Source organism: Streptomyces sp. NPDC021225 (assembly GCF_044332865.1).
GTDB lineage: Bacteria > Actinomycetota > Actinomycetes > Streptomycetales > Streptomycetaceae > Streptomyces.
On record NZ_JBIRPV010000001.1, the window covers coordinates 380,768 to 401,499 of the forward strand.

Below are 20,732 nucleotides of genomic sequence, written 5' to 3' on the forward strand. Positions count from 1 at the left end.
CTGCGGACAGCCCGCTAACGACGCCGGGCGTCATGGGCTTCGTGCCCGGCGGCGGCTTCACCTGTCCGGCCCAGCGCGCCATCGCCCAGGTGGCGGGGGTGCACCACCTCCACCCCGGGCAGCGCCCAGCACTCGATGCCCATGTCCCGGGCCAGCGCGGCCAGCCCCTCGGTCTCGATGAGCCGCCGATAGGGAACGGCCGGGAACACCAGGCCGTCGCGGTGCAGATCCGCGTGGACCAGCAGGGCCGTACCGCCGACCGCGTCGACTCGGACCCTCTCCTGCGCGCGCAGCTCGTCGAGATAGCTCCGGCCGAACCCCTTGGGCGGCTGAAGGACCCCGTCCCGGACCCATCGGTCCCAGTCCAGGTCCGCCGCGTTCGGGTGCAGTACGAAGGTGTTGAGGTCGAAGCTGGGGCCGGCGGGCTCGGTGACGCAGTGCGGGACGACGATCTCCCCGCGCACGGCGAGCAGCCGCTGGACGAGGTCGGGCGGGTAGTCGGCCACATCCACGTCGAGCCACAGCACCCACTCCTCGTCGCCCAGCGCGCGCGACAGGAGGTGGTTACGGGCCATGGCCAGCACCGACCGCCGCCGCCGCTGGACGGTCCGCGCCCAGCGCGGCCCGGCCGTCCGGAGGCCGAAGTGGCGCCGTACGAGGGTGACCCGCCGGAACTCCGCCTCCAGCGCGGGCAGGACGCCCTGGAGGGCCTGCCAGGTCCCGTCGCGGCTGTCGCCCTCCAGCAGGCCGAGGGAGAGCGCGTCACGGGGGTAGGCGAGGGCGCGCAGCCGGTCGAGGTAGCGGGGCAGGAAGGCGATGGCGTCCTTGACGGGGGTGAGGACGAGGAGCGGGGGATGCCCGTCCGCGTCCGGGCGTACGCCCACGGGGGCGGGCCGCCGGGTGTGCGGGACCCGGGCCGACGGGCCGGCGGTGTTGTCGGCGGCGGTGTCCGCGGCGTTGTGCGCGGGGGCCTCCGCGGGGGCTTCCGCGGGGGCTTCCGCTTCCAGGACGTCCGCCGGGGCGACGGGCAGCCGGGCCGCCATCGCGTGGACCTGGTCCGCGTAGGCGTCGCCGGACGGCCACACCTGGGTCGCGGCGTCGAAGAGGCTCGTGAAGTGCGGCTCGTCGAAGGTGTTGGCCCCGTGGAACACATAGGTGTAGAGCTCGGGCGCGTCCAGGGACACCGTCCGCCCGCCGCGCACCACGGCCTCCGCGACCGGTGAGTCCTCGCCGCGCCGCTGTTCCGGATAGCGGGGGAGCGCGTCCTTCGCGCAGAGCATGGAGCCCTCCCACACCCGCACCCCGGAGATGGCCAGCTTGCGGCGCGCTGGCCACCACAGCCGCTCCCGGGCCAGGAAGCACGCCGTGGCGTCCAGCGCGAGGACCGCCGCGAGCTGCACCTCGAGCCGCTCCGGGTCGTACAGGTCGTCGTCGTCCCACTGGCACACATACGGCCCGGCGGCCAGGTCCACCGCGATGTTGCGCAGCTCGCCCAGCGTCCGCCCCTCGGGCGGCAGCCGGTGCAGACGGATCCTCGGGTCGGCGAGTTCGCGTACGTGGTCCTCGAGGGCGCCGTCCGCGCCGTCGTCCACCACGACCAGCTCCGCGCGGGTGTAGGTCTGGGCGAGGAAGCACCGGATCGCCCGCTCGGCCAGCGGCAGCCGGCCCTTGGTCACCATCAGACAGGACACCGTCGGCGCGGGCGACCCCGAGGCCCACCGCCTGCGCTGTGCGTCGAGGTCGACCACGCCCTGGGCGCAGGGCTGTAGATCCTGGCTCGTCCAGAACCTGACCTGACGCCCCGTCGAGGCCCCCGGAGCGCCGGGGGTCTCCCGGATCCAGCTGCCCGCCCAGTGGTGCACCGCATGCGCCAGGTCCCGGTCGGTCTCGCGCTGCCCGAACAGCTCCGCGGCGGCCGGGCTCAGCTTGGGATACAGGGTGTCGGCCCCCAGGATGGCGGGGGAGCAGCCCTCGGGCGCGCTGTCGACGGCGCGCGTGAGGAAGAACGGGCCTGTCGCGTCCAGCGTGCCGGGCCTGGTGTGGGCGCCCACCAGCCGCCGGTGCACATGCGGCCAGAACGGATGGCCGGGCCGGGAGGCCATGAACGCGTTGCAGACGATGCGCCGCATTCCGCCGCGGCGGCTCAACGGCAGGTGGACATGGGCCTCCGGCTCCAGGCCGAGCACCAGCTCCTGCCCGGCGAAGAGCTCGGTCATCGGGCGCAGGCACTCGAAGTCCATGTCGACGTACAGCCCGCCGAAGTGGTCGAGGAGGAAGTAGCGGATGGCGTCGGCCCGTTTGATCGGTTCGCGATAGCCGTCGTAGACGGGGAGAAACCACGCGTAGTGCTCTTCGAGGAACGCGCGGTTGTCCGTGTCCGTCCACAGCCGGTACTCCCAGTCGGGGTGGTGCCGCCGCCAGGTCTCGGACCACTCCCGCCACTCGGGCGGTACGTCGGTGTTCTTCCAGGTCTGGTGGATAAGATGTGGAATTCCTGGCTTCTCGGACATTCGCGCAGTATGTCCCGACGGTGTGCCGGCCAGGCGGAGGGCGGCGGCGGAAATTCACCCGCCCGGTCCGGCGCGCGCGCCGGACCGGGCGGCAAAGCCCCTGCTGGCGGCCGTCGGCCGCGGTCAGCCGAGCGAGGACAACGGCACCGAGAACAGCACCCGTTCGGGGACCACCCGGTCCTGCCACCCGCTGGACGTCGGATCCTGCCAGTTTCCCTTGGAGTCGGCGGCCCACTCGGTGACCGACCACACGGTCTTGGTGCTCCACCACAGCGACATGGACTCGGAGTGCTTGGCCCAGCAGGCGCTGGCCAGGTCGGTGCCCGAACAGCTCGTCGCGGACGCCTCGGCGGTGTCCTGGCGCCACAGGATGCCGTGCTGGCCGGGGCCGCCCCGGGCGCTGGGCACGTACCAGCGCTTGCCGCCCGCGTCGTCCTGGTAGGACAGCACACCCTGCACACCCACGGCCTTGGTCTCGTACGCGTCGGCGGCCTTGGCCTTCCCGGAGCCGTCCACGGCCAGCGGCATGGCGCCGCCCGGCGCGGCGAGGTCGTACCGGAACAGCCGCGCGGGCTGGGTGCCGCCCGAGGAGAACCACTCGTTCGCCACCAGGCGGTCGGGGGTGGCGGAGCGGTCCAGCGAGATGGACGCGAAGCAGGGGATGCCGTCGTCGTTGGCCGAGGAGCACTTCCCGCTCAGGCCGTACGAGCCGATGGCGGGCATCAGGTACTGGTAGCCGTGGGCCGAGTAGCCGCCGCTCACCTTGCCGATGGCGGTGGAGTTCACCGTCGCCTGGAGGATGTGTTTCATCGAGAACACGTACAGGGCGTTCTGGCTGGCGTCGCCGTTGGACGCGGTGACGATGAGCTTGTCGCCGTACCAGACCATGCCGCCCAGGTGCGAGCCCAGCTTGGCGAAGTTGGTGCCGCCCTCGGTGGGCACGGTCAGCAGGACCCAGCGGTACTTGAAGGCGCCGGGCGTGTTCGCGTCGATGAAGGCGACCCGGGCCAGGCCCCGGTCGGCCGCCGGTTCCGCGCCCGGGTACTCGTCGTAGAGGTGGTCGTTGTGCGTCCAGCCGGAGAGGATGACCTTGTTCTCCCCCCAGGCGCCGTCGTCGTCCGCGTCCCCGGAGGAGGTGACCGACTGCGGCAGCCAGCTCTGCGTCAGCGCGTCACCGGTGGTGAAGCAGTACGCCGCGGTGGCCTTCGGCTTCACCGGCAGCGCGGCCTGCTCCGAGGCGCGGCAGGCCGGGCTGGAGGTGGGGGTGGGCATGGTGTGGTTGGCGCTCCCCAGCACGGTGTCCACGCCCACGTTGGGCAGCAGCCGGTCGAGTTCGGCGATCGTGGTGTCGGCCACCGTGCGCTGGGTGAGCGCGAGCTTCGATAACTCCGCCGAGGTGGTTAATGGTGTGAGCGCGCCGGGGTTGTCGGCCACGGCGGCCTGGGATGTGGCGTTGGTGAACAGCAGCGCGCCGGCCCCGAGCACCGCGGCCACCGCCGTGCTGATCCATGGCGCCCGGCGGCGCAGCGCGCCGTGCCGGGCCTTGTCCGTTCTCCGCATGGGAGCCTCCCGTTGTCATGTCCCGGGCACCATACGGGGGTTGGGGAGCGGGCCGAGGGCTTTCGGGGACAACGAGGGACGACGAGGGAGACCGGGGGAGAGCGGCGGCGCCTCACGCGCGCACGCGCGACGCGCCCGGATACACCTCGGCCACGTTGTCCTCGGGCTTCGGCCGGTGCTTCGCACAGGGGCCCGCCGCGAAGGCGCGCAGCAGGTTCTCGGTGGTGCGCCGGACGAACGCGCCGGTCCGCGCGTCCATGCCGTGGTTGCGCCCGGCCTCGCGGGTCCCCGCCATCAGGCCCTCGACCCACCGCATCGTCCCGGTGGCGAACACACCCGCCTTGCTCGGGACGGTGTAGTAGGCGGAGTCCGCGTGGCTGTGCCGGCCGTTGCACACCAGGGGGGAGTGGGCCACGATCTCCAGCGGCTCCGGGGTGGGCTCGCCGGGGGTCACCCGGTCGTACTCCACCCCGACCAGATGCGCGAAGGAGTCGCCGCGCCGCACCCCCGTGCCGGCGTACACCCAGTGGCCGGGGTTGTGCACGACATACGGGGCGTCGGTCGGGTAGCCCTCGTAGAAGACGCCGGTCAGGGACGACTCGGGGTCGGGGGCGGGCTGCTGCCGGAAGTCGGTGGTGACCAGGTCGCGGCGGTTCGCGAGATACGGGTCGTCGTGGTAGGCGCTCTTGTAGCAGACCACCGTGCGGTCCGCGCCGCCCGGGCCGCGCTCCAGCCTGATCCGGCGGTAGCAGGTGTTGGCGCCGAGAAAGGCCACATTGGTCCCGGCGTCGCGGGCGCGGGTGACATAGCGGCGCTGCTGCGGCGTCCAGTACTCGTCGTGGCCGAGCGAGAGCACCGCCGCGGCGCCGTGCAGCACCTTCGGATCGCGGTGTACGTCCACCCCCGTGGTGTAGGCCAGCGGTATGCCGAGCCGCTCCGCGAGCACCACCAGCGCCCGCTCGTAGACCAGGAACTTCACCGCGCCGTTGCCGTCGTACGGCCGGTCGAAGCCGACGGCCAGCGAGCGCGTCCCGTACGCCCCGTCCTGGCCCTGGTAGAGGCTGAAGCCGCCCCAGGTGTTGTACGCCTGCCAGGTGGCCACCGCGTGCATCAACAGCGTCCGGCCCGCGGCCGCTTCGGAGCGGACGATCAGCGGGACGTAGCGCTGGTGGCCGCCTTCCGCGTCCAGCCGCAGCAGATACGCGCCCTCCGGCCAGTTCTCGGTGCCGACCCGGACCGTGCGCTGCCAGTCCGCCTGGACCGTACGGGTCTTGTCGATCAGCACGGGGGGCTTCTGCCGGTGGCCGGGCACCCGGCCCGAGCGCCAGATCAGCCGCGCCTGTGCCCCGCCGTACCAGCCCACCCGGTACGCCGAGACGCGGAAGCCGGGCGAGGTGGTCGACACATACAGCCCGAACTCCTCCCCGGGTACCACGCTCACCTTGTCGGCATAGCCCTCCACGGCCTCCTGAGGGCCGACCGAGCGGATCCGCCAGTCGGCGTTGCCCCGCTTGGACCGCTCGGCGTCCACGGCCCGCATGGCCTCGGAGGGGCGGGCGGCGCGGTCGGGCTCCCCATGGCTCGCCGAGTCGCACCCGGCCACCGCCACTCCGGCGGCGGCCCCGACCGCCCCGAGGAAGCGCCGGCGCCCGAGGGCGGGCTGGTCGCTGTCCTGCGGCCGCACGTCCCCATGGGTCGAGACGTCGCCGTGTTCCGCCTGGTCGTCCATCGCACCCGTCCCGGCCGCTGTGCTCCTGCGGCCATCCTGGGCCGGGCCCGGGGGCCGGGCGACCGGAGGGCGCCCGAACCGGCGATCGCCCGTCTGAGACGGCCGGGGTGCGAAGGGGCGGCGGCGGTCGCAGCGTGGACATATGACCGAGAGCGAGAGCCCGCGCGTCCACCTGCCGCCGATCGTGGTGCTCGGGGTGCAGCCGAACAACCCTCCGTTCCGCCTGGTCGAGGTCGCCGGGGAGGTGATCGGCAAGGCGCACTCGGTCCTGGACGTGATCGAGATCGCTCGCACGATCGGCATGGAGGACGCCGACCTCGACGACCCGGACGTCGTCCGCTGGGTGGGCGGCGACAAGTTCACCTGGACGCCGTGGTGGCCGCCCCGGCGGGCGGGGCGCGGACACCACAGGGAGCACCACAGGGGACACCACTGGGGGAGGGCCGGAGGGCACACCGACCCCGACCACGACACCGGCCCGCCCGCCTCCTGACGGCGACCGCTTGACCTTCGAGCCGGGTCGAAGGTCTACCGTCGCGGGTATGCGCACCGTACGGATCTCCCAGCCGCGCTTCCACGAGCGCGGGGGCCCGGTGCCGTCCGTCGTCCCTCTTCACCGGAAAGCCCCCTCGCCGTGCTCGTCGCCCGCTCCATCGCCCTGTTCGTCGTCGCCGCCCTGTTCGAGATCGGAGGCGCCTGGCTGATCTGGCAGGGCGTACGAGAGCACCGCGGATGGCTCTGGATCGGGGCGGGCGTCCTGGCCCTGGGCGCCTACGGCTTCGCCGCGACCTTCCAGCCCGACGCCGACTTCGGGCGCATCCTGGCCGCCTACGGAGGAATCTTCGTCGCCGGGTCGATCGCCTGGGGCATGGTCGCCGACGGCTACCGGCCCGACCGCTTCGACATCATCGGCGCGCTGGTCTGCCTCGCCGGGATGGCGGTCATCATGTACGCCCCGCGCGGCCACTGACCCGCCTCACCGGTCGGTCCGGCCCGTCGTACGAGGGCGGTGGCGGTCACCGGGGGATGTCGACCAGGACCCGCCCGCGCCCGCCCGCGTCGACGCGCTCGTGGGCCTCGGCGATGTCGGCGAGCGGGTAGCGGTCGCCGACATCGACGGTGAGCGCGCCGACGGCGGCCGCGGCCGTCAGATCGCGGGCGGCGTGCCGCTTGGCCTCGGCGGGGAAGTCGTCGCTGCCCATCAGCCGCAGGGTGACGTTGTTGAACAGCAGCGTCCAGAAGGGGATCTCGGTGCGGTCGGCGCCCGTGGCGTACGCGGCGATGACCGCGCCGCCCGCGGCGACGGCGTTGTCCAGGTCGGCGTTGTCGGACAGGGAGACCTCGACGATCCGGTCCACGCCGCCGGGGACGTACGAGCGGATCTCGGCGGCGGGGTCGGCGCCGTCCAGGGCGACGGCGTGGGAGACGACGGCCGGATCGACGCGGTTCAGATCGGCGCCGCGGCGGACGGTGCCGATGACGGTGGCCCCCGCCCAGCGGGCGAGCTGCGCGGCCGGCGAGCCGACCCCGCCGAGGACGCCGTTGACCAGCACGACCTTGCCGTCGACCGGGCCGTCCGCGAACACGGTGCGGTGCGCGGTGATGCCGGGGATGCCGAGGCTCGCCCCGAGGTCGTCGCCCAGGTGGCCGGGGAGCGGGACGGCGTGATCGGCGGGCACGACGGTGTACTGGGCGGCGGTGCCGAAGGGCCGGTAGGACTGGGCGCCGTACACCCACACGCGCTGCCCGGCACGGCGGACGTCGACACCCTCGCCGACCGCGTCGACGACCCCGGCGGCGTCGCTGTGCGGGATCACCCGCGGAAAGGGCATCGCCGAGCCGGTCCAGCCGCGCCGCTTCTTGGTGTCGCCGGGGTTGACCCCCGAGACGGTGACCCGGACCCGGACCTCGCCGGGGCCGGGGACCGGGTCGGGCGCCTCGCCGACGCGCAGCACCTCGGCGGCCGGACCTTGTTCGTCGTACCAGGACGCAAGCATGGGGATCTCCGTCGCGTGTCGGCTCGCGGATGCTTCGAGCCTACGAGGGGGCGCGCCCGCCGCGCGTGTCGGGTCGCGCGGTGCGCACAGGTGCCCGAAGCGTCGGACTTATGATCCAACGCGTGGACATCCCCGACAGACTCATCTCCCTCCAGCAGAACGCGGACGCCGAGCGGGCCAAGCTCTCCGGGCTCATCGGCGACGAGTGGGAGGCGCAGTGGAAGCACTGGTACGAGGCCGCCGTCGAGAGCCAGGCGGCGCTCACCGCGCATGCCCAGGAGACGGACACGCCGCGCGGGAAGCTCGAGGCCGCGGTGAAGAAGGCCGTACGACATCCGGACCCGGGTGACTGACCATCCGCACCCGCATGGCGAAGGGCCTGACCTGCGCGCGCAGGTCAGGCCCCCCACCGTTGCCCCTTCCCATGGCAGCAAAGGCGCTAGGCGTCGCGCCCGCGCAGCAGCAGGCCGCCGGCCAGGAGCGCCGCGGCGGCCCACCCGGCGGTCACGCCGAGACCGGCCCAGGGGCCGATGGGCAGGCTATGGAGGTCGGTGGTGGCCTGGATGGCGAGCCCGGCGCTCATCGGCCCGATCTGCTGGAGCAGGCGCTGCCAGCGCGGATCGCCGATCATCTGGGAGAGGACGGGGACCAGGTAAAGCAGGCCGAGGACGATCCCGATACTGGTCGCGGAGTCCCGCACCGCGGTGGCGACGCCGAGGCTGAGCAGGGCGATCAGGGCCAGGTAGAGGACCGACCCGAGGGCCGCGCGGAGCGTGGGCCCGTCGGCCAGGGACAGGGCCGGGTGGCCGCGGGCAGTCGTGAAGGCATGGCCGGGCAGGAGGAGCCGCCCGGCCACCAGCGACCCGAGCACCGCGATGGTCCCGGCCGCGGCCACGACCCCGGCGAGGGTGACGGCTTTGGCCGCGAGGACGGTGGCCCGGCGCGGCATCACCGCCAGGGTGGTGCGGATCATGCCCGTGCTGTACTCGCCCGCGATGACCAGGACGCCCAGGATGACGACCAGCGCCTGGCCCAGCTGAACGCCGATGAGGCTGAGCTTGGTCATGTCGCCGCCGCAGCCGGTTGACGTGCATCTCACCATCGAGGTCGCCCCAGCGCTCAGGGCCACGGTCGCCACGACGGTACCGAGCAGCAGCCAGAGGGGGCTGGCGACGGTCCGTATCTTCGTCCATTCCGCGTGCAGGGCCGGTCTCATGCGTCCCTCCTGCGGAGAAGGAGGGCGGCCGCGGCCAGGCTTGCCACCGCGTAGCCGGCCAGGACGGCGAACCCGGCCCACGGTGCCAGCGGGTAATAGCCGTAGTACGGCGTGTAGTTGCTGGTGACCTGGTGATACGGCACAAGAGTCTGCTGGACGGCGAAGGCCGCGCCCGGGGTCACCTGGGCCAGCACGTTCGACACGCTCGCGGGCATGAACGGGATGGCGATCAGGGTGTGGGGCAGCACGATGGCCACGACGACGGTGGTGACCGCGCCGGCACTGTGCCGGGAAACGGTGCCGATGCAGAGGGCCAGGATCGAGGCGGTCGCGAGCAGCGCCGCGATCCCGAGCTCCACCCGCAGTTCGGTCGAAGACGCCACCGGGAAGATGTACACGCCGTTGGCCCGGGCGAGCCGCTCGCCGAGCGGAACCGCGACGGCCGCCCCCGCGAACCCGGCGGCGAAGGTGACGCCCCCCAGCACCAGTGCCTTGGCCACCAGCACCCGGCTCCGTCCCGGGCCGGCGGCCAGGGTGACGTGGATCAGGTTCTTCCGGTATTCCGTGGTGATGAACAGCGCCCCCACGACGATCACCACGATCAGCGCGGCGAACGTGCCGGTGAGGATTTCTCCGAGGGTGCCGCCGGTCGGCAGAGTGTCGCGAACGGCGGGCGCTATGTCGCCGGCGCCGGTCACGGTGAAGCTGCCGTCGGATCCCGCTCCCGTGAACGAACCCGACGTGTTGCGCGGGTAGCCGGAGAAGCTGGGGGATTCGGCTCCCACCTGGCCGCCTGTCCAGTTGCCACCGGCCCCGGCCCAGCGCCCCCGGATACGGAGATCCCCGAAGACGGCCGTGGACACACTGCCGCGGGTGCCCATGCCGTCCACGGAAGGCGGGGACGCGACGAACAGCCCGCCCTGCGCGGTCGGTCCGAGCCCGCGCACACGCACGGTGCCCACCTTGGTCCAGCGTGTGCCGTCGGCGGAGGCATAGCCGGTGATCACCTCGCCCGAGCGGTCCAGCCGCAGCCGGCGGACGGACGCGGCGGAGACCGGGCCGGGGAGGCCGGCCGTGTCGTTGACGTAGTTGTCCTGCATCCGTACGCCGTGGCTGCCGGTCACCATGATCGCCGCGTAGGGCGATCCCTGACGGGTGCTCTCCTTGATGATGATCCCGGCCTTCGCCCACGGCACGGTGCCGGGCCGCAGGTCACCGGGGCGCTCGGGGATGCTGCTCCTGAGCGCGGAAACGGAGACGGTGATGCTGCCGTTTCCCGTCAGTGGCTGGTGCACGAAGTAGAAGCTGTCGGTCACCGGCTCACCGCCAGGTCCGACCGGCACGGGCGGTGAGCCCTTCTGATCGCTGCTGACCCCGACGAGCAGGGCGAACAGCACCGGCATCAGCGCCGCCACCACCACGCCGATCACCCAGCCGCGGACAGTCCGGAACTTGGTCCACTCCGCGTGCACCACGTGAGCGAGGGTGGCGGTCACCGCGAGACCTCCGTGGGTGTCGCGGCGTGGAACTCGACCGCCTCGTGGGTGAGTTCCAGGTAGACGTCCTCAAGGGTGGCGCGGTGTGCCGACACCTCGGAGAACGGCACCGCGCTGTCGTTGAGCAGCGTCACGATCCGGTCCGCGGGCAGGCCGGAGACGGCGATGGTGTCGCGGCCGGTGGCCGCCACGGTCGCGCCGGCACGCTCGAGCACCCTCATCGCGTGTGTCCTGGCCGTGGTCCGCAGGGCCACCCGGTTTCCGGAGGCGGCGGCGATCAGCTCGGCCACGCCGGCGTCGGCGATGGCCTTGCCGCGCCCGACCACGACGAGACGGTCGGCCGTGTCCTGCATCTCGCTCATCAGGTGGCTGGAGACCAGCACGGCGCGGCCCTGAGCGGCCAGCGACCGCAGGAAGCCGCGCATCCAGATGATGCCGTCCGGGTCCATGCCGTTGAACGGCTCGTCGAGCATGATGATCGGCGGGTCGCCCAGCAGGGCCGCGGCGATCCCGAGCCGCTGCCGCATGCCGAGCGAGTAGCCGCCGGCCTTGCGCCGGGCCGCCGGGGCGAGGCCGACCTGCTCGATCACCTGGTCCACCCGCCGCGCGGCCAGGCCCTGCGAATGCGCCAGCCACAACAGGTGGTTGCGCCCGCTGCGGCCGGGGTGCGGTGCCGCCGCGTCCAGCAGCGAGCCGACATGGTTCAGCGGGTGCCGAAGACCGCGGTACGGCTTCCCCTCGATGAGCGCGGTGCCCTCGTCGACCGCGTCCAGGCCGAGGATCACCCGCATGGTGGTGGACTTCCCGGCCCCGTTCGGCCCCACGAAGCCGGTCACCAGCCCCGGGCGGACGGTGAAGGACATGCCGTCGAGGGCCAGGGTCGCCCCATACCGCTTGCGCAGTCCGGCGACGACGATCCCTGGGGCGCTCACCGCGGCGAGCTCACGGTTCGAAATGGACTCATGCCGACGGTTGTACGCGGCACCCGGTTCCGGCCCGGTCGCAGCGGCTGCGACCCGGCTGCGACCTGGGATCTGGCATCGTCGGGGCATGGCACCTCGACCCGGCGGCCGGTCCGGCCGCCCTGTCCGCCCTGTCCGCCCCGCCCGCGCAGCGACCTGCGGTGAGCGGGGGTGAGGGTCCTCGTCGTCGAGGACTTCGAGGTCCTCGCCCGCTCCCTCGGAACCGGACTGCGCCGCGAGGGCATGGCCGTCGACGTCGTCCTGGACGGAACCGCCGCCCTCGACCGCCTGGCCGCCACCCGCTACGAGGTGGTGATCCTCGACCGCGACCTGCCCGGCGTCCACGGGGACGAGATCTGCCGACAACTCGCCCACGGCCGCTGCGAGACCCGCGTACTGATGCTCACCGCCTCCGACACGATCGAGGACCGTGTCGACGGGCTCAGCCTCGGCGCCGACGACTACCTGCCCAAGCCGTTCGCGTTCGCCGAACTGGTCGCCCGCGTCCGCGCGCTGGCCCGCCGCGCCACCCCGCCGCTACCGCCCACCCTGGCCTGCGGGGACATCACCCTCGACCCGGCCCGCCGCACCGCGTTCCGGGCCGGCCGGCGCCTTGAGCTGAGCCCCAAGGAGTTCGCCCTCCTCGAATGCCTGCTCGCCGCACCCGGCCTGGTCATCTCCGCCGAGGAGTTGCTCGAACGCGTCTGGGACGAGGCCGCCGACCCCTTCAGCAGCGCCGTCAAGCACACCATGCACCGGCTGCGGGCCAAGCTCGGCGGCCCGCCCGTGATCGAGACCATCCGCGAAGGCGGCTACCGGATCGGATCGTCATGACCTCCCCCCAGCAGCCCGCCAGAAGGTCCTTGCAGACGCGGCTCGCGCTCGCCTACGCGGCAGGCATCTACGCCGCCGGGGTCTTCGTGCTCGTATGCGTCGCCGTCCCGCTCGCCGGCGCCCAGTCGACCAAGCCCAAAGGCCGGCCGTCATCGGGCGCGATCACCGGAACCGGCAACGGGATCAGCCTGCCCCAACTCCTCACGGGATCCGCCGTCGCGCTGGTCGTTCTGATACCCGTCGCCCTGGCTCTCGGCTGGTTCGTCGCCGGCCGGTTCCTGCACCCGCTGCGGTCCATCACCGCGACCGCCAAAATCATCTCCGCCGGCGACCTCCACCGGCGCCTCGACCTCGGCGAGCCCACGGACGAGCTGACCGAGCTCGGCCACACCCTCGACGACCTGTTCGCCCGCCTGCAAGCCTCCTTCGACGCCCAACGCCACTTCGTCGCCAACGCCTCCCATGAGCTGCGAACCCCCCTCGCCGGCCTGCGCACCCTCCTCGAAGTCGCCCTCGCAGACCCCCACGCCGACGCCGACACGCTGCGCTCGGCCTGCCAGGAAGCCCTCGCCCTCGGCGGACACCAGGAACGGCTCGTCAAGGCACTGCTCGCCCTCGCCACCAGCGAGCGCGGAATCTCCCGCCGGGACACCCTCGACCTCGCCCACATCGTCGAAGGAGTGCTCGCCTCCCGCCGCGACCAGGCCACCGAGAGAGGCATCGACGTCGCCGAACACCTGACGCCCGCGGTGACGGCCGGGGACCCGAGACTGATCGAAAGCCTCGTCGCCAACCTCGTCGACAACGCCATCCGCCACAACCACCCGGACGGGTACGTAGAGATCACCACCGAGACCTCCGGCACGCGGGCGACCCTGACGATCACCAACAGCGGGCCGGCCATCCCCGACAGCCAGGTCCAGCGCCTCTTCCAACCCTTCCAGAAGCTGGCGCCCGATCGTCACGGCCGCGGCGACGGCTACGGTCTCGGCCTCGCCATCGTCAACGCCGTCACCCAGGCTCACCACGCCACCCTCACCACCAGCGCACGCCCGGAAGGAGGCCTGTCCATCGCTGTACGGTTCGAGCGCACCGCTCTTTGGACATGACAAGGGGCTGACCTGTTTTCCCAGGTCAGCCCCTTGATTATTCAGGGTGAGTAACGGGACTCGAACCCGCGACATCCTGGACCACAACCAGGTGCTCTACCAGCTGAGCTATACCCACCATGACCGGCGCTTTCCGTTCCGCACCGGCCGAGAAAAAGTGTACAGGGTCCGCGGGGGTGCTCGCTCCCGGCTTTTCGGGCCGGGAGCGAGGCGTCACGGCCGGCGGGCGGGAAGGACGTGCTTCGCCGCGATCGACTTGGCCGTGTCGGAGTCCGGGCCGGGCTGCGGGACGAAGACCGCCTCCCGGTAGTAGCGCAGCTCCGCGATGCTCTCGTGGATGTCCGCGAGGGCGCGGTGGTTGCCGTTCTTCTTCGGGCTGTTGAAGTAGGCCCGCGGGTACCAGCGGCGGGCCAGCTCCTTGATCGACGAGACGTCGACGATCCGGTAGTGGAGGTAGCTCTCGAGCTCGGGCATGTCCCGGAGCAGGAAGCCGCGGTCGGTGCCGACCGAGTTCCCGCACAGGGGCGCCTTGCCGGGCTCCGGGACGTGCTCGCGGATGTACGCCAGGACCTGCCGCTGGGCGTCCTCCAGCGTGGTCCCGCCGTCCAGCTCCGCGAGCAGTCCGGAGGCCGTGTGCATGTCGCGCACCACCTCGGGCATGGTGGTCAGCGCTTCGGCCGGCGGCCGGACAACGATGTCCACTCCTTCGCCCAGGATGTTCAGCTCGGAGTCGGTGACCAGCGCGGCCACCTCGATAAGCGCGTCGTCCGACAGCGAGAGCCCCGTCATCTCGCAGTCGATCCACACCATGCGATCGTTCATACGTCTCACCCTACGGGGCGCTCCCGCTGGCCGGGCAGGGTCGGGCGGCCCGGCACACGCCCGGTGGCCTGCTCGGGCAGGCGCGGGACGTAGGCATCGGATTCCGGCTTGCCGGGGTCCCCGCCGCCGTGCGGGTGCGGGGCGTGATGGGGGTGGGCCGGGTGCCCGAGGGGCGCGCCGGGGCGCCGTAGCGGCATGGAGTGCTCTCCGGGCCGCTGCTCGCCAAGCTCGGCCCTCTCCAGCCGGTCGGCCCGCTCCAGGCGCTCCGGGCGGTCCGCACGGTCGGGGCCGCCGCCCTGGGGCCTGCGGGCGCGGTACGCGGCCCGGTAGGCGGCCGGGGAGGACCCCAGCTGCCGCCGGAAGTGTCCGCGCAGCGCGACCGGGGAGCGGAAGCCGCAGCGCCCGGCGACCTCGTCGACGGAGTAGTCGGAGGTCTCCAGGAGACGCTGGGCCTGGAGCACCCGCTGGGTGATCAGCCACTGGAGTGGAGCGCTCCCAGTGAGGGAGCGGAACCGGCGGTCGAAGGTGCGCCGGCTCATATAGGCGCGGGCGGCCAGGGCCTCGACGTCGAACTGCTCGTGCAGATGCTCGAGCGCCCACGCCACGACCTCGGCGAGCGGATCCGCGCCGATCTCCTCTGGTAAAGACCTGTCCAGATATCGCTCCTGCCCCCCGCTGCGGCGCGGCGGCACGACCAGGCGGCGGGCCAGCGCGCCCGCGGCGTCCGCTCCGTGGTCGGTGCGCACGATGTGCAGGCACAGGTCTATGCCCGCGGCCGTGCCCGCCGAGGTCAGGATGTCGCCGTCGTCCACGAACAGCTCGCGCGGGTCGACGTGGACGGACGGATAGCGCTTGGCGAGCGTCGGCGCGTACATCCAGTGGGTGGTCGCCGGGCGGCCGTCCAGCAGCCCCGCGGCGGCGAGTACGAAGGCCCCGGTGCAGAGGCCCACGATGCGCGCGCCCTCCTCGTGCGCGCGGCGCAGCGCGTCGAGCGCGGCGGTCGGTGGCGGCTGCGTGATCGACCGCCAGGCCGGTACGACGACGGTGCCGGCCCGGGACAGCGCCTCCAGGCCGTATGGTGCGGTCAGTTCCAGTCCGCCGGTCGTTCGCAGTGGCACATCTTCGCCCGCGCACACCAGCAATCGATACCGCGGGACTCCGGCGTCCTGGCGGTCGATGCCGAAGACGGAGAGCGGGATGGAGCTTTCGAAGATAGGGCCGCCGCTGAAGAGCAGCACCGCGACTATTTCTCGTCGCCGGCGTCCGGAGAGCTTGCGCGAGGTCTCCGGTACGGTCGTGGAGTCCTGGCTCATCGAACTAAGCCCCCCTCGGTGGTCGCGTCCTCTCGGTCCTGCACGTTTCCCCTCGGTCCTGAACGGTTCCCCCGCCGGTCATGGCCAAGATCGAATCTACTGTGTCGCGTGTGGTCGCCGTGACCAGTTCACCACCCGCCACTATGTCGACATGACAACTTGGCGGGAAGCATTCGATCACGAAGCGTTGCACTCGTGGGCCTCCCTGTGAAGTACGCCTAGCCTTCGTCCCCACTTCGCGTAGGGGGTACGGCCCGCTCATACCCCTTTCCGCGCTGGTCGGAGGGGGTTGGGCCCGGCGTTTGCCAAGGAAAGAACTTTCACGGGAAGTTGGCTGAAAAGGAGTGGGCGCAGACGTACGGAAGGGTCCTCCGCCGGGCGTACGACCCGCACGGTGACTCTCACCACTGTGTACCCGGAGCGCTACGGAGCGCGCCTTCAGCCGCGCCGGCCGCCCCTGTGCGCCCCGATTCCGGTGCGCCCATGTCGTCCACGATGTGGACTCACCACCGTGCCGGCGAGCCGGGCGGCGGTGCGCTCGTAGCGGCGCAGCAGCGTCCGGCAGACGGCGGTGACCGCGGCCAGCCCGAGGGCGGCGCCCGCCGCCGCGCCGAACGGCGAGCCGCACGCCAGCAGGACGACCGGCACCAGGGCGCAGCTGAAGGCGCCCCAGCGGATCACCTCGTCCGCCGCCTCGCCGGCCGGGGTCGGGGAGGGGTGGCCCCGGTCGTCGCGGGGCGCGTCGTACTCGGGGGTGGCGGGCACGTATCTGCTCCTCGGAGAGCGGGCGGACGGGGGGCCGGGGCGGTCGCGATCACCGCGCGGCTACTACAACGCCGGGCGGGCTCCCGGGTCACTGCCGACCATCCGCACGGTGTACGCGGGGCGACGACTAGGGGTTTGCTCAAGGCTCACTCAGGCCACGCCGCACAGCCGCACATCGGCACGGTCGGGACCACTTGGGGCATTGCGTTACCGGCCGCCCTCCGGCATGCTCCGTGGAACGCCTCGGGCGGTTCGCCGTCCAAGAGCTCTCTGGGCAGGAGGGGAGTGGCGCCGTACCCTTAGGGGTAAGGGCTTGGAAAGATGAATCCCGGACGGATTCGGTTCGTTCGATACGCTCCCCCGAGCGCCGGCGAGCCGCCGCCCCCGACAACCGCAACCCCTCAAGCCCCCGCCGATCCCTCCTCACGAGGACTTCCTTCGCCGAGACACCGATGGCCGGTCACGAATTCCCCGAACCCGCGGACCGCAAGCGGGTCGCCGATCACATGGCGCACCCCGAAGCGGCGGAAGAATCACGTCATTCCTGCGATCCGGCGTTCCAGCACGGCGTCGTGGTGGGATTCGACGGTTCGACATCGAGCGAGCGCGCCCTCGCGTACTCGATCGGCATGGCCCGGCGCTCCGGCTCCGGGCTGATCATCGTCCATGTGGCCAACCGGCTGCCGACGACGGTGTGGGCCGGGTGCGAGCCCCCGGTCTTCGTGGATGTGCCCGACCATCGCACCGAAGTGCTGGGCCTGGAACTGGCCTGCGCGGACCATCTCGCCGAAGTGCCCTGGATCCTGGTGGAGCGGGGCGGGGACATCTGTCATGAGCTGGAGGAGGTCGGCCGGGAGTACGCGGCCGACGCGATCGTGGTCGGCTCCACGCACGGGCTGGTGGGGCGGATCTTCGGCTCGGTCGCGGGGCGGCTGGCCCGGCGGGCGCAGCGCCCCGTGGTGGTCATTCCCTGACCCGGCGCTCACCGGGTTCCGGTGGGCCGGCGGCGGGCGCCCGGAATCGGACACGGCCAACTCCACTTGACAGCTGGTGAGATGGCGGCAAGTCCCGCTTGACAGTCGATAAATCTACCCGTGCGTAGAGGTGGATTGTGCGTTTGTGACGGGTACAAACCGAGCGAACGGGCGAGTGTTCACGTGCCGTCGGCCGGGAAGTGACGGTTCCTGTCGGCGGCCCACCTGCCGGCGTTAGGGCGACGCCGGCACAGGGGAGGCGGCCCCCGCGTGCGTGGTGGCTCACGCGGGGGACCGCCGAGCGGTCACTCCACCGTCACGGACTTCGCCAGGTTCCGCGGCTTGTCGATGTCGCGGCCGAGCGCCAGCGCCGTGTGATACGCGAGGAGTTGCAGCGGAATACCCATCAGAATCGGGTCCAGCTCCACCTCGTTGCGCGGGACCACGATCGTGTGGTCCGCCTTCTCCTGCTCCTGGTGCGCCACGGCCAGGATCCGGCCGCTGCGGGCCTTGATCTCCTCCAGCGTCGCGCGGTTCTTCTCCAGCAGGTCGTCGTCCGGGAGCACCGCGACGGTCGGCACCTCGGGCTCGATGAGCGCCAGCGGGCCGTGCTTGAGCTCGGAGGCCGGGTACGCCTCGGCGTGGACGTAGGAGACCTCCTTGAGCTTCAGGGAGGCCTCGCGGGCGACCGGGTAGCCGCGCACCCGGCCGATGAACATCATGCTCTTCGCATTCGCGTATTCCGCGGCGAGTTCCTTGATCTTCTCCTCGCCGCGCAGCACCTCCGCGATCTGCTCCGGCAGCCGCCGCAGTCCGGCGATGATCCGCTTGCCGTCGGCGACCGACAGATCGCGGATCCGGCCGAGGTGGAGGGCGAGCAGGGCGAAGGCGACGGCCGTGTTGGTGAAGCACTTGGTGGACACCACACAGACCTCGGGGCCCGCGTGGACGTACACCCCGCCGTCCGTCTCGCGGGCGATCGCGCTGCCGACGACGTTGACGACGCCCAGCACGCGCGCGCCCTTGCGCTTGAGCTCCTGGACGGCGGCCAGGGTGTCGTAGGTCTCGCCGGACTGGCTGACCGCGATGTAGAGGGTGTCCGGGTCGACGACGGCGTTGCGGTAGCGGAACTCGCTCGCGGGCTCGGCATCCGCGGGGATACGGGCCAGCTCCTCGATCAGCTGGGCGCCGATCAGGCCCGTGTGGTACGCCGAGCCACAGCCGAGGATCTTCACCCGGCGCACCCCGCGCGCCTCGCGGGCGTCCAGGTTGAGCCCGCCCAGGCGGACGGTGGCGAAGCGGTCGTCGATCCGCCCGCGCAGCACCCGGTCCACGGCGTCGACCTGCTCGTGGATCTCCTTGTGCATATAGGTGTCGTGGCCGCCCATGTCGTACGACTCGGCCTCCCACTCCACGGTGGTCGGCGTCGCGGAGGTGCGGGAGCCTTCGGTGGTGTACGTGCGGAAGTCGTCGGCCTTGAGGGTTGCCATCTCGCCGTCGTCGAGGGTGACCACCTGGCGGGTGTGGCTGACCAGGGCGGCGACGTCCGAGGCGACGAACATCTCCTTCTCGCCGATGCCCAGCACCACGGGGGAGCCGTTGCGGGCGACGACGATCCGGTCGGGGAAGTCCGCGTGCAGCACCGCGATGCCGTACGTCCCCTCGACCAGGGCGAGGGCCTGGCGGACCTTCTCCTCCAGCGTGGCGGCCTGCGAGCGGCCGATCAGATGGGCCAGGGTCTCGGAGTCGGTGTCGGAGGCCAGCTCGACGCCGTCGGCGGTGAGCTTGGCGCGCAGCTCGGAGGCGTTGTCGATGATGCCGTTGTGGACGATCGCGACCTTGCCGTCCGCGTCCAGGTGCGGATGCGCGTTGACGTCGTTGGGCGCGCCGTGGGTGGCCCAGCGGGTGTGCGCGATGCCGACGGTGCCCGCGAAGCGCTTGGGGAGCCTGGCCTCCAGCTCGCGGACCCGGCCCTTGGCCTTGGCGGTCTTCAGGCCGGGGGACTGTGCCGCCTGACCGGACTTGGCGGGCTTGGCGTGGATCGCGATCCCGGCCGAGTCATAGCCGCGGTACTCCAGGCGCTGGAGGCCCTCCAGCAGCAGCGGCGCCACATCGCGTTTTCCGATATATCCAACGATTCCGCACATGGTGGTGTCAGTCCCTCCCTGGTGGGTCGCTCATGAGTGCTCGGCTCGGCCGGCGGCTCAGCCGTAGACGATGCGGCGCAGCTGGCGCAGCGAGAGGTCCGGCGGCGCCACCGCGCGGTGCGGCAGCTCGGCCGTGATCCGCTCGAAGATGTCCGGGTTGGTCAGCCCGCCGGACTGGAGCTCCCGATGGCGGCGGCGGACGTATTCCTCGGTCGTCTCGTCGAAGTACGCGAGCACGTCCAGCACCACCCGGGCGGCCTCGCCGCGGCTGAGCGGCGTGCTGCGTACCAGGTGGTCGATGAGGTCATCGTGGGACATACGGCGATCGAGCACCCGTTGATACTGCGGTGAGCCGCCCCGTTTCGCAAGAATCCTGCCCGATATCGGGCAGAGGGGAAGGGTGGGTGACTAACAAGACGCACGTTGTCCGCACGGGGCCTGTTCAGCAGGGCAGGGGACCAGCTCAGTGCGTGCCCGATGTGTCACTGGTACGTTCGCCCGGCTGGCGCTGGAGCCGGCCCGGTGGGGCTGCGGGGCACCGGGACGACGACACGAGAGGGGGTGCCGGGGGGATGCGAGTGCTCATCGTCGATGACGACGAGGAGATGGCACAGGTCGTCGCGGTGGGCCTGCGCCGTGCGCAGATGGCCGTCGACGTGGCGTTCGACGGTACGGAGGCGCTGGAACGGCTGGGCGCCGACGGCGACGCGTACGACGTGGTCGTCCTGGACCGGGACCTGCCCGGGACGCATGGTGACGAGGTCTGCGCGGCGCTGATCGCCGCCGGGTGCCGCAGCCGCATCCTGATGCTCACCGCCGCGGGAACGGCGGAGGACATCGTGGACGGGCTGGGCCTGGGCGCCGACGACTATCTCCCCAAGCCCTTCGATTTCCCCGTACTCGTCGCCCGGATCGCTGCCCTGGCGCGCCGCGCGCATCCGGCCGTACCGCCCGTGGTGCGCCACGGCGACCTCCTGGTCGACAGCGCCCGGCGCACCGCCGTACGGGCAGGCCGGGCGCTGGCCCTCACGCCCAAGGAGTTCGGCGTCCTCGAACTGCTCCTCGCCGCCGGGGGCCGTGCCGTCTCCGCCGAGGAGTTGCTCGAACGGGTCTGGGACGAGGCCGCCGACCCCTTCACCAGCGCCGTGAAGATCACGATCAGCCGGTTGCGGGCCAAACTCGGGGCGCCGCCGGTCATCGAGACGGTGGCCAGGAGCGGTTACCGGATCTGAGGGGTTGTGGGGGCGAAGCGCCGGGTTCTGTCGCGCGGTCGCATTCGGCGGTCTCCCACACGGTCC

The 20,732-nt window shown here is 72.0% G+C and carries 19 protein-coding genes and 1 tRNA gene; 7 read left to right on the top strand and 13 right to left on the bottom strand.

From position 1 onward, the window contains the following. Positions 1-14: 14 nt before the first annotated feature. The 3 genes from ACH4S9_RS01795 to ACH4S9_RS01805 form a co-directional block, all read right to left on the bottom strand. Positions 15-2,510, bottom strand: coding sequence for a glycosyltransferase (locus tag ACH4S9_RS01795; RefSeq protein WP_398369167.1), 2,496 nt, complete (start codon positions 2,508-2,510; stop codon positions 15-17). A 123-nt stretch (positions 2,511-2,633) separates the two neighbouring features. Continuing rightward, entirely contained in the window at positions 2,634-4,070 is a 1,437-nt protein-coding gene (locus tag ACH4S9_RS01800) for a hypothetical protein (protein WP_398369169.1), read from the bottom strand. Between the two features lie 112 nt (positions 4,071-4,182). Further along, complete coding sequence (locus ACH4S9_RS01805) at positions 4,183-5,799, bottom strand: N,N-dimethylformamidase beta subunit family domain-containing protein (protein ID WP_398369171.1); 1,617 nt, start codon at positions 5,797-5,799, stop codon at positions 4,183-4,185. 142 nt (positions 5,800-5,941) lie between these two features. Between ACH4S9_RS01805 and ACH4S9_RS01810 the strand changes: the two genes are divergently transcribed. Beyond that, positions 5,942-6,292, top strand: a complete 351-nt coding sequence (locus tag ACH4S9_RS01810; RefSeq protein WP_385350600.1) for a hypothetical protein — start codon at positions 5,942-5,944, stop codon at positions 6,290-6,292. A 141-nt stretch (positions 6,293-6,433) separates the two neighbouring features. Continuing rightward, positions 6,434-6,769 (top strand): YnfA family protein, encoded by a 336-nt coding sequence (locus ACH4S9_RS01815; protein WP_311729717.1) that lies wholly within the window; start codon positions 6,434-6,436, stop codon positions 6,767-6,769. Positions 6,770-6,815: 46 nt separating this feature from the next. Here ACH4S9_RS01815 and ACH4S9_RS01820 read toward each other — a convergent pair whose 3' ends face one another. Further along, positions 6,816-7,796 (bottom strand): NADPH:quinone reductase, encoded by a 981-nt coding sequence (locus ACH4S9_RS01820; RefSeq protein WP_398369174.1) that lies wholly within the window; start codon positions 7,794-7,796, stop codon positions 6,816-6,818. Between the two features lie 122 nt (positions 7,797-7,918). On the opposite strand from ACH4S9_RS01820, the gene ACH4S9_RS01825 reads away from it, so the two are divergent. Then, positions 7,919-8,149 carry a hypothetical protein gene (locus ACH4S9_RS01825; RefSeq protein WP_311729715.1) on the top strand — a complete coding sequence of 77 codons (231 nt, stop codon included), beginning with the start codon at positions 7,919-7,921 and terminating at the stop codon, positions 8,147-8,149. A gap of 86 nt (positions 8,150-8,235) precedes the next feature. On the opposite strand, the gene ACH4S9_RS01830 is transcribed toward ACH4S9_RS01825, so the two are convergent. The 3 genes from ACH4S9_RS01830 to ACH4S9_RS01840 are packed head-to-tail and all read right to left on the bottom strand — an operon-like array spanning position 8,236 to position 11,440. Next, a complete protein-coding gene (locus ACH4S9_RS01830; protein ID WP_398369176.1) occupies positions 8,236-9,012 on the bottom strand; it encodes an ABC transporter permease in 777 nt (258 codons plus the stop codon). Next, positions 9,009-10,508, bottom strand: a complete 1,500-nt coding sequence (locus ACH4S9_RS01835; protein WP_398369178.1) for an ABC transporter permease subunit — start codon at positions 10,506-10,508, stop codon at positions 9,009-9,011. Before ACH4S9_RS01835 ends, ACH4S9_RS01830 begins: the two co-directional genes overlap by 4 nt. Then, on the bottom strand, positions 10,505-11,440 hold the full coding sequence (locus ACH4S9_RS01840; protein WP_385340675.1) for an ATP-binding cassette domain-containing protein: 936 nt from the start codon (positions 11,438-11,440) through the stop codon (positions 10,505-10,507). Before ACH4S9_RS01840 ends, ACH4S9_RS01835 begins: the two co-directional genes overlap by 4 nt. A 201-nt stretch (positions 11,441-11,641) precedes the next feature. Between ACH4S9_RS01840 and ACH4S9_RS01845 the strand changes: the two genes are divergently transcribed. Next, entirely contained in the window at positions 11,642-12,304 is a 663-nt protein-coding gene (locus ACH4S9_RS01845) for a response regulator transcription factor (protein ID WP_311729712.1), read from the top strand. Further along, complete coding sequence (locus tag ACH4S9_RS01850) at positions 12,301-13,413, top strand: sensor histidine kinase (RefSeq protein WP_398369181.1); 1,113 nt, start codon at positions 12,301-12,303, stop codon at positions 13,411-13,413. The genes ACH4S9_RS01845 and ACH4S9_RS01850 overlap by 4 nt, the downstream gene beginning before the upstream one ends. Positions 13,414-13,458: 45 nt before the next feature. On the opposite strand, the gene ACH4S9_RS01855 is transcribed toward ACH4S9_RS01850, so the two are convergent. The 4 genes from ACH4S9_RS01855 to ACH4S9_RS01870 all read right to left on the bottom strand — a co-directional run bounded on the left by ACH4S9_RS01855 (position 13,459) and on the right by ACH4S9_RS01870 (position 16,313). Beyond that, positions 13,459-13,531 (bottom strand) — tRNA-His (locus tag ACH4S9_RS01855). Between the two features lie 95 nt (positions 13,532-13,626). Further along, positions 13,627-14,235, bottom strand: coding sequence for an oligoribonuclease (orn, locus tag ACH4S9_RS01860; RefSeq protein ID WP_311729710.1), 609 nt, complete (start codon positions 14,233-14,235; stop codon positions 13,627-13,629). Positions 14,236-14,240: 5 nt separating this feature from the next. After that, positions 14,241-15,548, bottom strand: coding sequence for a helix-turn-helix domain-containing protein (locus tag ACH4S9_RS01865; RefSeq protein ID WP_311729709.1), 1,308 nt, complete (start codon positions 15,546-15,548; stop codon positions 14,241-14,243). A gap of 438 nt (positions 15,549-15,986) precedes the next feature. Continuing rightward, complete coding sequence (locus tag ACH4S9_RS01870) at positions 15,987-16,313, bottom strand: hypothetical protein (protein ID WP_311729708.1); 327 nt, start codon at positions 16,311-16,313, stop codon at positions 15,987-15,989. 452 nt (positions 16,314-16,765) lie between these two features. Between ACH4S9_RS01870 and ACH4S9_RS01875 the strand changes: the two genes are divergently transcribed. Then, positions 16,766-17,287, top strand: a complete 522-nt coding sequence (locus ACH4S9_RS01875; protein WP_311729707.1) for a universal stress protein — start codon at positions 16,766-16,768, stop codon at positions 17,285-17,287. 305 nt (positions 17,288-17,592) lie between these two features. On the opposite strand, the gene glmS is transcribed toward ACH4S9_RS01875, so the two are convergent. Both glmS and ACH4S9_RS01885 read right to left on the bottom strand, forming a co-directional pair. Continuing rightward, complete coding sequence (glmS, locus tag ACH4S9_RS01880; protein ID WP_311729706.1) at positions 17,593-19,434, bottom strand: glutamine--fructose-6-phosphate transaminase (isomerizing); 1,842 nt, start codon at positions 19,432-19,434, stop codon at positions 17,593-17,595. 57 nt (positions 19,435-19,491) lie between these two features. Further along, positions 19,492-19,767 carry a hypothetical protein gene (locus tag ACH4S9_RS01885; protein WP_311729705.1) on the bottom strand — a complete coding sequence of 92 codons (276 nt, stop codon included), beginning with the start codon at positions 19,765-19,767 and terminating at the stop codon, positions 19,492-19,494. A 239-nt stretch (positions 19,768-20,006) separates the two neighbouring features. Between ACH4S9_RS01885 and ACH4S9_RS01890 the strand changes: the two genes are divergently transcribed. Further along, positions 20,007-20,666 (top strand): response regulator transcription factor, encoded by a 660-nt coding sequence (locus ACH4S9_RS01890; RefSeq protein WP_311729704.1) that lies wholly within the window; start codon positions 20,007-20,009, stop codon positions 20,664-20,666. Positions 20,667-20,732 lie beyond the last annotated feature (66 nt).

What these genes read in the sequence shown, in the direction of transcription:
- ACH4S9_RS01795 (WP_398369167.1), bottom strand. Translation starts at nt 2,510, where the DNA reads ATGTCCGAGAAGCCAGGAATTCCACATCTTATCCACCAGACCTGGAAG.
- ACH4S9_RS01800 (WP_398369169.1), bottom strand. Translation starts at nt 4,070, where the DNA reads ATGCGGAGAACGGACAAGGCCCGGCACGGCGCGCTGCGCCGCCGGGCG.
- ACH4S9_RS01805 (WP_398369171.1), bottom strand. Translation starts at nt 5,799, where the DNA reads ATGGACGACCAGGCGGAACACGGCGACGTCTCGACCCATGGGGACGTG.
- ACH4S9_RS01810 (WP_385350600.1), top strand. Translation starts at nt 5,942, where the DNA reads ATGACCGAGAGCGAGAGCCCGCGCGTCCACCTGCCGCCGATCGTGGTG.
- ACH4S9_RS01820 (WP_398369174.1), bottom strand. Translation starts at nt 7,796, where the DNA reads ATGCTTGCGTCCTGGTACGACGAACAAGGTCCGGCCGCCGAGGTGCTG.
- ACH4S9_RS01830 (WP_398369176.1), bottom strand. Translation starts at nt 9,012, where the DNA reads ATGAGACCGGCCCTGCACGCGGAATGGACGAAGATACGGACCGTCGCC.
- ACH4S9_RS01850 (WP_398369181.1), top strand. Translation starts at nt 12,301, where the DNA reads ATGACCTCCCCCCAGCAGCCCGCCAGAAGGTCCTTGCAGACGCGGCTC.
- orn (WP_311729710.1), bottom strand. Translation starts at nt 14,235, where the DNA reads ATGAACGATCGCATGGTGTGGATCGACTGCGAGATGACGGGGCTCTCG.
- ACH4S9_RS01865 (WP_311729709.1), bottom strand. Translation starts at nt 15,548, where the DNA reads ATGAGCCAGGACTCCACGACCGTACCGGAGACCTCGCGCAAGCTCTCC.
- ACH4S9_RS01875 (WP_311729707.1), top strand. Translation starts at nt 16,766, where the DNA reads ATGGCCGGTCACGAATTCCCCGAACCCGCGGACCGCAAGCGGGTCGCC.
- glmS (WP_311729706.1), bottom strand. Translation starts at nt 19,434, where the DNA reads ATGTGCGGAATCGTTGGATATATCGGAAAACGCGATGTGGCGCCGCTG.
- ACH4S9_RS01890 (WP_311729704.1), top strand. Translation starts at nt 20,007, where the DNA reads ATGCGAGTGCTCATCGTCGATGACGACGAGGAGATGGCACAGGTCGTC.